At 73.2% G+C, this 12135-nt stretch carries 9 protein-coding genes and 1 pseudogene; 4 read left to right on the forward strand and 6 right to left on the reverse strand.

The genetic code is table 11. The annotated features are described in order from the left end of the window. A pseudogene (locus tag PSR1_RS16600) lies at positions 1–204 on the forward strand (L-seryl-tRNA(Sec) selenium transferase); the annotation flags it as partial. A 168-nt stretch (positions 205–372) separates the two neighbouring features. On the opposite strand, the gene PSR1_RS16605 reads toward PSR1_RS16600, so the two are convergent. Next, positions 373–1065, reverse strand: a complete 693-nt coding sequence (locus PSR1_RS16605; RefSeq protein WP_059438580.1) for a response regulator transcription factor — start codon at positions 1063–1065, stop codon at positions 373–375. Then, the gene (locus PSR1_RS16610; RefSeq protein ID WP_059438581.1) at positions 1058–1960 is read right to left on the reverse strand and encodes a cell wall metabolism sensor histidine kinase WalK; all 903 of its coding nucleotides are present in this window, start codon (positions 1958–1960) and stop codon (positions 1058–1060) included. Before PSR1_RS16610 ends, PSR1_RS16605 begins: the two co-directional genes overlap by 8 nt. Positions 1961–2687: 727 nt before the next feature. Here PSR1_RS16610 and PSR1_RS16615 point away from each other — a divergent pair. Next, positions 2688–5042 (forward strand): hypothetical protein, encoded by a 2355-nt coding sequence (locus PSR1_RS16615; RefSeq protein WP_059438582.1) that lies wholly within the window; start codon positions 2688–2690, stop codon positions 5040–5042. A gap of 128 nt (positions 5043–5170) precedes the next feature. On the opposite strand, the gene fadJ is transcribed toward PSR1_RS16615, so the two are convergent. Together fadJ and fadI are read right to left on the reverse strand one after the other, a co-directional pair. Continuing rightward, entirely contained in the window at positions 5171–7345 is a 2175-nt protein-coding gene (gene fadJ / locus PSR1_RS16620) for a fatty acid oxidation complex subunit alpha FadJ (protein WP_059438583.1), read from the reverse strand. A gap of 52 nt (positions 7346–7397) precedes the next feature. Continuing rightward, a complete protein-coding gene (gene fadI, locus PSR1_RS16625) occupies positions 7398–8705 on the reverse strand; it encodes an acetyl-CoA C-acyltransferase FadI (RefSeq protein ID WP_059438584.1) in 1308 nt (435 codons plus the stop codon). A gap of 171 nt (positions 8706–8876) precedes the next feature. Here fadI and PSR1_RS16630 point away from each other — a divergent pair, with 171 nt between their 5' ends. Continuing rightward, positions 8877–9356, forward strand: a complete 480-nt coding sequence (locus PSR1_RS16630; protein WP_059438585.1) for a hemerythrin domain-containing protein — start codon at positions 8877–8879, stop codon at positions 9354–9356. A gap of 9 nt (positions 9357–9365) precedes the next feature. Here the strand turns inward: PSR1_RS16630 and PSR1_RS16635 are convergent, their stop codons facing one another. Next, positions 9366–10343, reverse strand: a complete 978-nt coding sequence (locus PSR1_RS16635) for a ParB N-terminal domain-containing protein (protein WP_059438586.1) — start codon at positions 10341–10343, stop codon at positions 9366–9368. Positions 10344–10414: 71 nt separating this feature from the next. Here PSR1_RS16635 and PSR1_RS16640 point away from each other — a divergent pair, with 71 nt between their 5' ends. Then, complete coding sequence (locus PSR1_RS16640) at positions 10415–11419, forward strand: ATP-binding cassette domain-containing protein (RefSeq protein WP_059438587.1); 1005 nt, start codon at positions 10415–10417, stop codon at positions 11417–11419. A gap of 3 nt (positions 11420–11422) precedes the next feature. On the opposite strand, the gene PSR1_RS16645 is transcribed toward PSR1_RS16640, so the two are convergent. Then, positions 11423–12135: small ribosomal subunit Rsm22 family protein (locus PSR1_RS16645; RefSeq protein ID WP_237758071.1), on the reverse strand; the 713-nt coding region annotated here is incomplete at its 5' end.

The following is a 12135-nucleotide window of genomic DNA, read 5'->3' on the forward strand; positions in this document are numbered from 1 at the left end:
GGCTCGCTGCCCGAGGTCACCCTCCCCACCTCCGTGCTCTCGCTGCCCGGCGCGCCCGACGCGCTCGCCGCCCGCCTGCGGCGCGGCGATCCGCCGGTGGTCGGGCGCATCGAGGAGGACCGCGTGGTGCTCGATCCGCGCACGGTGATGCCGGGCGAGGACGAGGCGCTCGTCGCCGCGGTGCGGGGCGCGCTGGCCGGCTGAGGAGCCGCCGCTCGCGGTCCCCGACCGCGCGCCGCCAGGCGCGCCCGCGGGGACACTCGCGCGAGCCCGCGAATGCGGGCGCGCGAGGTCACGGGACCCGCGCAGCAGGGTGGGGCCCCGCGGCCCCTTCGACAGGCTCAGGGTCCGTGGGGCGGGGCGCAGCCCCGTTCAGACGTTGAACCGGTAGCCGATGCCGCGGACCGTCTCGAGGTGGCGGGGCTGCTCGGCGTCGTCGCCGATGTGCGCGCGGAGCCGGGCCACGAAGTTGTCCACGGTGCGGGCGGTGCCGAAGTAGCGCGAACCCCACACCGCCTCCATGAGCTGCTCGCGCGAGTAGACGCGATCGGGGTGGGTGACGAAGAACGCGAGCAGGTCGAACTCGCGGCTGGTCAGCTCGAGCGCGCGGCCGTCCACCAGCGCGCGCCGGGCGTCGAGGTCGAGCTCGATGGCCCCCGCCCTCCGGATCGCCTTCGGCTGCGCGCCCTCGCCGCGCGCGCGGCGCCGGCGCAGCAGCGCGTCGATCCGCGCGAGCAGCTCCTTCAGCCCGAACGGCTTGCCCAGGTAGTCGTCGGCCCCGAGCTGCAGCCCGGCCACCTTGTCGGTCTCCTGGTTCTTCGCCGAGAGGATGAGGATGGGGAGCTCGGGGTCCTCCTTGCGGATCTCCCGGATCACCTCCAGCCCGCCCATGCGCGGCAGCATCACGTCCACCACCACCAGGTCCGGCCGCTCGGTGCGCGCCAGCTGCAGCCCGGTCTCGCCGTCGCTCGCGGACCGGACCGTGTAGCCCTCCATCCCGAGGTTGAGCTGCAGGCCCCGCAGGATGGACGGGTCGTCCTCGATCACCAGGATCCGCTCAGCCATGGGTCCCTCCGGCCACCGGCAGCGCGATGCGGAAGGTCGCGCCGCGCCCGGGCTCGCTCTCGACCGACACCTTCCCGCCGTGCCCGATCACGATGTGCTTCACCATCGCCAGCCCGAGCCCGGTGCCCTCCACCGTGCGCTTGAGCGGGTCGGAGGCCCGGTAGAACTTGTCGAACACGTGCTTCTGGTCGCGCTGCGGGATCCCGGGCCCGTTGTCGGTCACCGCGATGGTCACGGTGGGCCCGCTCGCCACGGCCGCGAGCCGGATCCGCTTGTCCGGCCCGGTGTACTTGAACGCGTTGTTGAGCAGGTTCAGCACCGCCTCGACCAGGGCCGAGCGGTCCGCCATCACCGAGGGCAGGCGGGGCGGGAGGTCCAGCTCCAGCTGCACCGGGTGGTGCAGCCGCTGCGGCTCGAACGCGACGAGCGCCGCGTCCAGGATCGGGCCGAGCGGCTGCCGGGTGAGCTCGTAGACGCGCCGGCCGGACTCCATGCGCGCCCAGTCGAGCAGGCGGTTGATGAGCCCGGAGAGCCGCGCGGTCTCCTCGGCGACGATCTCCAGCGCCTCGCGCTGCCGCTGCGGGTCCTGGAGGCGGCCGAGCTGGAGCGTCTCGACGAACATGCGGATCGAGGTGAGCGGGGTCCGGAGCTCGTGGCTCACCTTGTTCACGAAGTCGGTCTGCAGCTTCGCGACCCGGGCCTCCCGGAACAGCACCGCCAGCGTGGCCGCGCTGCCGATGATGGTGGTGCCGACCAGCGAGACGATCAGGATGCCGAACAGGTAGTCCCGGGCCACCGAGCCGTAGACGAGGATCAGGATCCCCACCGTCAGCATGAGGGCGGCGGGCACGAAGACGAAGCCGATGATGAGCGGAAGGACGTGGCGGAGCTTCAAGGGGCCCTCTGGCGCGGCATCTTAAGCCGGGCGGCCGCCTGCCGCCTGCGTCCCGGAACGCCCCGGCGCGGCGCCCCCGCCGGCGGCCGGGGCGCCGCCCGCCCGTCCGCCGGCCCGGATTGACCTCACGCGTCAGGGCGGATTGGACCGCCGCGAAATCACTGCGACGCTCCTGCGCAATCCTGGCGCCGGCGGGGCGGCCACCACCCGCGCCGCGGCGCGCAAGCCTCCATCCCTCGCCCGGACGGCCGCGCCGGCGCGGCGCGCGGGCGTCCCGCGGCGCGTGGCCAGCATTGGCTACGGCCTCGGGGGAGCGCCGGCGGGCGGCGCGCCGCGCGATTGCGCACAGGGGCACAATCCCCGCGGCCGATCGCCGCGGGGTGCGCAGCGCGGCGATCGCGCGAAACCCGCGCCAGATCGCGGCCTCCACGCGGCGCCGGCGGCGCGGCGCGCGCGGACATCGTTGCGAGGCGCCAGGGTTGATTTGCGTCATCGCCGGGCGCCCCGGATTGCAGATTGGACAGAACCGCCCACCCCCGTTCCGCGGAGCGCGGCAACCGGCCGCATGCCCAAAAGGCGCGAGATATCACCGCATTGCGCCGACGACGCGGCCGACCGCAGGAAAATTACGCAATCGTCTGGCCAATGATTTTCGCCTTGGTAGACTTCGCGCCGCGATCGGATTCGGGGGCGCTATTGCCCTATCCACGCTTGGGAGCTTCACGCCATGCAAAAACTGATGCGGTACAGCGGCGCGCTGTTCTTCGCCGGCGTGCTCGCGCTTGCTGGGTGCAAGGGGTCGGACGGGAGCGTCGGGCCCCAGGGCCCTCCGGGCCAGGACGGCACGGACGGTCAGAACGGCCAGAACGGCCAGAACGGGCAGGACGGCAAGGACGCGGCTGCCATCGCCAAGCCCGAGTCGTGCTCCGTGTGCCACGCCACCGCGGGCACGCAGCACCAGGGCATCTACAACAACTTCGCCGACGGCCTCGATCCCGAGACCACGAAGCTCGTGATCTCCGACATCCAGGTCGCGAGCGTGCCGGGCGCCACGGAAGGCACGTTCGACGTCACCCTCACCTTCGCCGTGACCTACAACGGCGTCGCGTTCACGGGCGATCTCGGCACGATGAAGCAGAAGCGCTACACCGCGACCCAGTTCGACACCGCCACGAACAGCTTCACCACCGCGACGGCGTTCTCCTGGGGCTCGCCCGTGTACGACGCGGACATCGGGCGCTACACGGCCACGAAGACCGCCGCCGCGTTCGCGCCGGAGGCCTCGAACGCGTTCGTGTACCTGTACCTCGGCGACAAGCTGATCCTGCCGGCCGAGGGCCACTACAACCTGATGGACAACGTGGCCAGCGCCGGCGTGAAGTACGGCACCTGGACCTACACGTCCGTCGCGAACGTCGCCGGCTGCGAGAAGTGCCACCCGGCGCCGTACGCGAAGCACGGCTACCGCCAGGCGACCGTGGCCGGCCTCGAGGACATGGTGGCCTGCAAGGCCTGCCACACCGACCAGCGCGAGGGCACGGACTTCGTCTTCCAGATCCTGGGCGACGACCCGGCCGCGGCGGCCGCGCTCCAGGTGGACGCGGACGGCGAGACCATCTACAGCGCCGAGCAGCAGGCGAAGTACGCCTACACCGCGACCATCGTGAACGACACGCACATGTCGCACGCGATGGAGTTCCCCTACCCGCAGACGATGGCGAACTGCGTGACCTGCCACGCGGGCAAGCTCGACCTCATCCTCACCGACGCGAACTTCACGCTGAAGACCTGCAAGAGCTGCCACCCGGTCACCGGCACGGGCGCGAACGCCCCGGCGCTCAGCGCGGTCGTGCCGCACAACATCGACCTGTACACGTACACGGGCGCCTGCAACGAGTGCCACCGCGCGACGAACGGGATCGGGCCGACGTTCAGCCAGATCCACCTCGGCTATGACGCGAAGATCTACGCGAGCGAGGGCGTGAAGCACGCGGCCGGCTTCACCACCACCATCGACACCGTCGCCTTCGACGCGGCCACCAACATCCTCACGGTGGACTTCGCCGTCGCCGGCGCCGCGGCCAACGCGCTCGTGAAGCCGACCGTGGTCGTCAGCCTCTACGGCTACGACACGAAGGACTTCATCGTCAGCGGCCACGGCTCGACCGGCGGCCTCCGCAACCTCGAGTGGACCGAGGGCTCGACCAGCAACAGCCCGCGCCTCGCGGTCGCCCCGCTGGCGACGGCCGGCAACGCGGAGTGGACGGCGACCGCCGACCTCTCCACCTGGGCCGACATGATCGCGAGCGGCGTCGTCAAGCGCGTCGAGGTGGTCGTCCTGCCGGTGGTCGGCCTCGACCAGACGGCGGCCGTCTCCGCCACCAACGTGGAGATCGCGGTCGCCGGCGTGTCGAAGACCGTGGACCTCGCCGAGGGCGCGATCGTCGCCGACGACGTGGCCTACGGCCGGAACATCGTGGCGACGTCGGGCTGCAACAACTGCCACGACGCGCTCGCCACCACGTTCCACCACCCCGCGTACGGCGCCGCCGGCGTCGTCGGCTGCCGCGCCTGCCACGTGGTCGGCAGCGGCGGCTCGCACCTGGAGATGCAGTCCCGGTCGATCGACTCCTACGTGCACGCCATCCACTCGTTCCAGGCGTTCGACATCGGCGACATCGACTTCGCCGACCCGGTCGCGAACATGGAGTACGAGCACCACATCGGCTCGACGTACCCCAACTTCACGATCCTGAACTGCCGCTCGTGCCACGAGGCCGGCAAGTTCGAGGTGCCGGATCAGCGGCTGTCGATGCCGAGCCTGCTCTCCGCCTCCGACACGATCACCGGCAAGGACCGGGCCATCGGCACCGTCCCGATGTACGTGACCGGCCCCGGCTCGCGCGCCTGCGGCTCCTGCCACCGGTCGCAGATGATCAACGCGGACGCGGCGGGCGACCTCGCCTCGTTCAACGCGCACACCGCGACGTTCGGCACGATGGTCGAGACGACGTCCACGAACGGGCAGTCCACGACGGACTTCTACGACGCCGTGGCGAAGCTCTTCGCGCAGTTCCAGTAGGCGCGGCGGGCGGGGTGGGCTCCGGCCCGCCTCGCCCACCCTGAAGACCGCAGCATCGACGTGAGGGAGGCGAGCCGGGGACCCCGGCTCGCCTCTCGCATTCCCGGGGGCGCGGCGCGCGGCCGGGCTCAGCCGTGGAACGGCCGGCCCGCCCGGCCCAGCTCGGCGAGCAGCGGCGCCGGCTCGAAGCGGTCGCCGTGCCGCCCGCGCAGCTGCTCCATCCGGTCGAGCAGCGCCTTCGTGCCCACCGCGTCGGCCCAGCGGAACGGCCCGCCGCGGAACGGCGGGAAGCCCAGGCCGAACACCGCGCCGACGTCGCCGTCGCGCGCCGAGCGCAGGATGCCCTCGCCCAGGCAGCGCACCGCCTCGTTCACGAGCTGCAGCACCAGCCGCTCCTGGATCTCGTCGGCGGCGACGCGCTTGCGGCGGCGGCCGCCGGGCAGCAGGTCGTAGACGGTCTCGTCCACCCGCTTCTCCTTGCCGCCGTACGTGTAGAAGCCCTTGCCGTTCTTGCGGCCGAGGCGCCCCGCCTTCACCACGTCGTGCAGCGCGCCCGGCGGCGCCATGCGCGCCCCGAACGCCTCCTGCAGGATCTTGCCGACCTTGTCGCCGACGTCGATGCCCACCTCGTCGAGCAGCGTGATGGGGCCCACCGGGAACCCGAACGCCACCAGGGCCCGGTCCAGGTCCTCGATGGCCGCGCCCTCCACCAGGAGATGGGCCGCCTCGTTCATGTAGGGCGCGAGGATGCGGCTCGTGTAGAAGCCGGGCCCGTCGCGCACCACGATCACCGTCTTGCCCTGCTTCTTGCCGAGCGCCACCGCGGTGGCGGTCGCCTCCGGCGCGGTGCGCGGGGTGACGATCACCTCGAGCAGCGGCATCTTGTTGACCGGCGAGAAGTAGTGCATCCCGAGCACGGTCTCGGGGTGGCGGGACGCCTCGGCGATGCGGGCGATGGGGATGGAGGAGGTGTTGGAGGCGAAGATGCCGGCCGGGTTCACCGCCTCGAACGCGCGCACCATCTCCTGCTTCAGCGAGAGGTCCTCGAACACCGCCTCGACGAGCACGTCCACCCGCTCCAGGCCGGACCAGTCGGTGGTGGTGGTGAGCAGGCGGAGCTTCTCGGCGCGCTCCAGCCGGTCGATGGACCGGCGCTTCACCCGCTCGTCGAGGATGCCGCGGACCGCCGCCACGCCCCGCGCGGCGGCGGCGTCGTCCCGCTCGCGCAGGCGCACCGGCAGGCCGGCGTTCACGGTCACGTAGGCGATCCCGCCGCCCATCAGGCCGCCGCCCAGCACGCCCACCGCCGAGACCGGGCGCGCCTTCACCGCCGGGTCGTCCACCCCGTTGTCCTTCTTGAGCGCGGTGGTGGCGAAGAAGATCTCCATGAGCCGGCGGGCCTCCGGCGTCATGGCGAGCTTCCCGAACAGCTCGGCCTCCTTCTCCAGCCCCTTCTCGAAGCCCTTCGCGTACCCGTGCTCGATGGCCTCGAGCGCGCGCAGCGGCGCCGGGTAGTGCCCCTTCGTCTTCGCGAGGGTGAGCTTGCGCGCCTGCCGGAACAGCACCTCGCGGCCGAGGAAGTTCTCCTCCAGCGCGGCGCGGGTGACGCGCTCCACCGCGCCGCCGGCCCGGCGCGCGGCGCGGCGCAGCTTGCCCGAGGCGAGCGCGGCGGCGCGCTCCCGCGCCACCTGCAGCAGGAGCGGCGGCGGGACCGCCTCGTCCACCAGGCCGAGCTTCAGCGCCTTCCTCGCCTTCACGGTCTTGCCGGCCAGGATGAGGTCGAGCGCCGGCTGGATGCCGATGAGCCGCGGGAGCCGCTGGGTCCCGCCGCCGCCCGGGATGAGCCCGAGCTGCACCTCGACCAGGCCGAGCGAGGTCTTCGGGTGGTCGGTGGCGACGCGGTAGTGGCACGCGAGCGCCCACTCCAGCCCGCCGCCCAGGCAGGCGCCGTGGATGGCGGCCACCACCGGCTTCCGGCAGCGCTCCACGCGGTCGAACAGCGCCTGCCCGTCGCGCGAGAGCCGCTCCGCCTCGGCGGCGTCCTTCGCGCCCTGCATCAGCTCGACCTTCGCGCCGGCCACCCACACGTCGGGCTTGCCGCTCGCGACGACGATCGCCTTGACCGCCTCGTCCTTCTCCAGCCGGTCGAGGTGGGCGGCGAACTCCCGCATCGCCTCGGGGTGCACGGTGTTCACGCGCTCGCCCGGCTCGTCGAGCACCAGCGTGGCCACGCCGCCGGCGACCTCCACGCGGAAGTACCGCGACGCGCCCTGGCCCGCCGTCATCGCCTCAGCCGACATCATGCGTCCCTCCGTGCACGCCGGCGCGCCGCGCGGGGCGGGCGCCGGGGGCGAGTCACTCCCGCTCGAGCACCACCGCCGCGCCCAGGCCGCCCGCCGCGCACACCGTGAGGAGCGCGTGCTGCCCGCCGCGGCGCCCCAGCTCCCGGAGCGTCTGCAGGATCATGCGCGCGCCGGTGGCGGCGAACGGGTGGCCGAGCGCGATCGAGCCGCCGTTCACGTTCAGCCTGGCCGGGTCCACCTCGCCGAGCGGCTCGGCCCGGCCCAGCTCCCGCTCGGCGAAGTCCTTCGAGGCGAACGCCTGCAGGTTGGACAGCACCTGCGCGGCGAACGCCTCGTGCATGTCCACGAGGTCCATGTCGGCGAGCCGGAGCCCGGCCCGCTCCAGCGCCACCGGCGCCGCGTAGGCCGGCCCCTGCAGCAGCTGGTCGCGCGGGTCGAGCGCGGCGTAGGCGTAGGCCTTCACGAACCCGAGCGGCCGGATCCCGAGCGCCTTCGCCCGCTCCTCGCTCATGAGCACGAGCGCGGCCGCGCCGTCGGTGAGCGGCGAGGCGTTGCCGGCGGTGATGGTCCCGTACTTGCGATCGAACACCGGGCGGAGCTTCGCGAGCGCCTCGACGGTGGTGTCCTTGCGCACGATGTTGTCGCGCGCCGCCACGTGGTCGTAGCGGGGCGGCACCGGGACGTGCATGACCTCCTCGTCGAAGCGGCCCGCGTCCCAGGCCTCGGCGGCGCGGCGGTGGCTCTCGTACGCGAGCCGGTCCTGCGCGGCGCGCGAGATGCCGTTCACCTGCGCCATCTTCTCGGCGCTCTCGCCCATGGTGAGCCCGGTGGTGGGCTCCTTGAGCGCGGGCGGCGTGGGCGTGAAGTCCTTCGGGCGCAGGCCGGCGAGGATGCGGGCGCGGTCGGCGAGCGTCCGCGCGCGGCTCAGCTCCACCAGCGCCTGGGCCAGCGGGCGCGAGGCGAAGATGGGCGCGTCGGAGACGGACTCGGCGCCGCCGGCGATGGCGCAGTCGGAGTGGCCGAGCCGGATCTGGTCGGCCGCGTCGGTGGCCGCCTGGATGGAGGTGGCGCAGGCGCGCGCCACCGTGTGCGCCTGCACGCTCCGCGGCAGCTGGGTGCGCAGGACCATCTCGCGGCCGATGAGCGTGACCGTCGGCGAGGGGATGACCTGGCCGAAGATCACGGAGTCGAAGGCCTTCGGCGAAAGTCCGCTCCGCACCACCAGCTCGTTCACCACCAGCGCGCCGAGATCGGTGGCGGAGAGGTCCTTGAAGTCGGTGCCCGCCTTGACGAACGGCGTGCGGAGGCCGGCCACGACCGCGGCCCGCCGGCCGGGCGGAGGAGAACCGTTCATGCCCATGAGCGCAGCTCCGGTTGACTCGGGAATCGGTCGGTTGCCTGGCCAGATTTAGTGAGCATGGCGCGAAGCGTCAACCAAGGACCGCTCCTCCCCCCGCGGGGGATCGGGGTGTGGGGGATGGAGCCGGCGGGCGCCCTTGCGCACGTCAGGGGGGCCGGGCACGATTCATCCATGAGGCGCTCCCGCCAGCTGAAGCCACTTTCGAGCGAGCACCACCAGGCCATGCTGGTCGCGTTCCAGCTCAAGATGGGGCTGGCCGGCCACCCGGAGAGCGCGGGCGCCCCGAAGGACCTTCCGGGGCTCCTCGCCCTGGCGCGGCGTTTCGACGAGCAGGTCTTCCGGACGCACAGCCGCACCGAGGAGGACGTGCTCGGGCGCCACCTCACCGGCGCCGACCTCCACCGGCTCGGCTCGGAGCACGCAGAGCTGACGAGGCTGCTCGACAGCGCGCGGACGGCCCGCCCGCCGGAGCTCCGCGCCGCGCTGACCGCGTTCGCCGAGCTGCTGGAGCGGCACGTCCGCTGGGAGGAGCGCGAGGTGTTCCCCTACGCGGAGGACCACGTGGACGAGGAGACGCTCGCCACCATCGGGGGCGAGCTGGAGCGCCGCCTGGTCCTGGCGCACACCGAGACCCGCGCCCAGCGCCGCTGATCCCGGCCGCTACTCCGCCTCCGGCGCGCCGCCGCTCCGCGCCACGTCCTCGCTCTTGATCTTGCCGGGGTCCATCCCCTGGGCGCGCTTCGTCATCTGCGCGAACAGCTCGTCGAACGGCGGCGCCGCGCCCTTCATGAAGCGGAGCGGGTTCACCCGCGCCACCACGAAGTTCTTGAGGTAGGGCGAGTCGAAGCCGCGCGCCTTGAGCCGCGCCACCGCCTCGCCCACCGCGTCGTCGAACGCGAGCAGCACCGACGCGCGCCGCTCGCGCTCGGCCAGCGCCCGGGAGAGCTCGTCGTCGGAGAGCGCGTCCACCTTCCGGAGGATGGGCGCGTAGGCGCCGCCGGAGAGGCGCGGCCGCTGCTCGTAGGCGAAGCCGAGCGTGACGAGCGCCGGCTCCTCGAACTCGAGCGCCATCTCGCTCTCCTTCGGGTCGAGCGCGCCGGCGAGGTCGCGGTACATGCGCACCACCTCGAGCGCCTTCTCGCGGAGGTTGTGCGCCTTCTCGATGTTGAGCGCGAGGATCTGGTACGCGACCTCGCGCTCCGGCACGAGCAGCGCCAGCACGGTCCGGGCGCCGAGCTCCTTCAGCGCCGTGAGCCGGTGGCCGCCGTTCGGCGTGAGGTACCGGTCGCCCTCGCGCACCGCGACGATGGGGTCGAGGTACCGGCGGGTCTTGTCCATGGCGAGGGTGAGCTTCCGCACGTGCGCGTCGGACACGTCGCGCTGGAACGCGGTGCGCTCCACCTTCTCGACCGGCAGCGCCACGAACAGCAGCGGGTGGCCGCCCAGCGGCTCGCGGTAGGCGGCCAGCACCGCCCCGCCGTCCGCCTCCACCGCGCGCGCCAGCGCCTCCAGCTCCGGCGGCCGCTCGGCGAGCGCCACCTGCTGGGCGCCCAGCTCGGTCGGCTTCAGCGTCACCCCCTTGCGGGCGCGGGGACGGCCGGTCTTGGTGACCGGGCGCTTCTTCTTCGTGGCGGCCATGAACGCATGGTAACCGGCCGCGCGACACGGGGGTTGCCCCCGGGAGGTCCGGGCCGCAATATCTCGCCCCCGTGATCCAGGTCCGCGCCCTCGCCAAGCACTACCGCGTCGCCCGGCGCCCACCCGGCCTGGCCGCCGCGGTGCGCGCGCTGTTCCACCGCACCTACGAGACGGTCCGCGCCGTGGACGGCATCGACTTCTCGGTAGGTGAAGGCGAGCGGGTGGGATTCCTGGGGCCGAACGGGGCGGGCAAGACCACCACCCTGAAGATGCTCTCCGGCCTGCTGCACCCCACCGCCGGCGAGGTGACGGTGGCCGGGCACGTGCCGCGCCGCCGCGAGCCGGCCTTCCTGAAGGCCATCACGCTGGTGATGGGCCAGAAGCAGCAGCTGATCTGGGACCTGCCGCCCGCCGAGACGTTCGAGCTGAACCGCGCCGTCTACGACATCCCGCGGGCGCAGTTCCAGGAGACGGTGGCGGAGCTGACCGAGCTCCTCGAGCTCGGGACGCTCGTGCAGAAGCCCACCCGCCAGCTCTCGCTGGGCGAGCGGATGAAGTGCGAGCTCGCCGCGGCGCTGCTGCACCGGCCCCGGGTGCTGTTCCTCGACGAGCCCACCATCGGGCTCGACGTCTCCATGCAGGCCACCGTGCGCCAGTTCGTGAAGGCGTACAACGAGCGCTTCGGCGCCTCGGTGATCCTGACCAGCCACTACATGGAGGACGTGCTGCAGCTCTGCCCGCGGGTGGTGGTCATCGACCACGGCCGGATCATCTACGACGGCGACCTGCGGGCGCTCGCGCACCGGGTCCGCCCGGACAAGCGGATCGTGCTGCGGCTGGCGAGCGGCAACGGCGCGGCGCCGTCGGGCGGCGAGCTGGCGCGCTTCGGCCAGGTCGTGTCGGCGGAGCCCGGGAGCGCCACGCTGCAGGTGGCGGCGGAGGAGGTCTCGGCGGTGGTGGCGCGGCTGCTCGCGGCCATGCCGGTGACCGACCTCACCGTGGAGGACCCGCCGCTCGAGGAGGTCTTCTCGGAGCTGTTCCGCGCCTCGCGGCGCGCGGCGGAGCCGGCGAAGTAGCGGTCAGCCCTCGCCGCGCGGCGGCGGGACCGGCCGCCCGGCCGGCGCGAGCACCTTCACCGTGGACGCCTCGCCGAGCGCCAGCCCGTCGCCGCGCGGCTCGGCCCCGGTCACCTCCACCACGTCGCCGCGGAGCAGCCGCTCGAAGGCGCGGTTCTCGAGGCGGACGTGCTTCTCCTGCAGGCTGAGGCCCATCCGGCCCTCGGGGCCGCAGCCCATGTAGCGCAGGCGGCCCTTCGACGGCAGCGGCTCGGAGACGATGCGGAACACCCGGCCGGCCGGCGGCGCCTGCCAGGCCTCGCCCGGCGGCGCGACCACGAGGTAGCTCATCTTCACCGCCTCCTTGCGCAGCCCGGCCGCCTTCCCGATCTGCGCGACGAGCGGCGGCGGGTCCACCGGCCGCTCGGCGTGGCACCAGTCGGTCTCGCGCAGCAGCGCCGGGCAGGGGCCGCGGAACAGGCACGGGGCGCGCACGGCGGCGCCGCGCTCCACCAGCAGGTCGCGCACGCGCAGGAGCGCCCGCGAGGTGTCGCGGAGCGCCGGCTCGATCACCAGGAGCGAGCCGCCCGGCGCCACCAGCCCGAGCGCCTCCTCGAGCAGCTCGGCGCGCCGCCGGTCCTCGTCCTGCCCCTTCCACAGCTCGTTGAGGACGTGGCCCATCGAGACGAGGTCGAAGCGGCGGCCGCCGGCGAGCGCGGCGAGCCCGGTGCGCGACG

Source organism: Anaeromyxobacter sp. PSR-1, from assembly GCF_000964525.1.
Classification (GTDB): Bacteria; Myxococcota; Myxococcia; order Myxococcales; family Anaeromyxobacteraceae; genus Anaeromyxobacter.

Bases quoted from the DNA above. Each gene is read 5' to 3' on its own strand.
- fadI (WP_059438584.1), bottom strand. From the start codon at position 8,705: ATGGGCATGAACGGTTCTCCTCCGCCCGGCCGGCGGGCCGCGGTCGTG.
- PSR1_RS16635 (WP_059438586.1), bottom strand. From the start codon at position 10,343: ATGGCCGCCACGAAGAAGAAGCGCCCGGTCACCAAGACCGGCCGTCCC.
- fadJ (WP_059438583.1), bottom strand. From the start codon at position 7,345: ATGATGTCGGCTGAGGCGATGACGGCGGGCCAGGGCGCGTCGCGGTAC.
- PSR1_RS16615 (WP_059438582.1), top strand. From the start codon at position 2,688: ATGCAAAAACTGATGCGGTACAGCGGCGCGCTGTTCTTCGCCGGCGTG.
- PSR1_RS16605 (WP_059438580.1), bottom strand. From the start codon at position 1,065: ATGGCTGAGCGGATCCTGGTGATCGAGGACGACCCGTCCATCCTGCGG.
- PSR1_RS16630 (WP_059438585.1), top strand. From the start codon at position 8,877: ATGAGGCGCTCCCGCCAGCTGAAGCCACTTTCGAGCGAGCACCACCAG.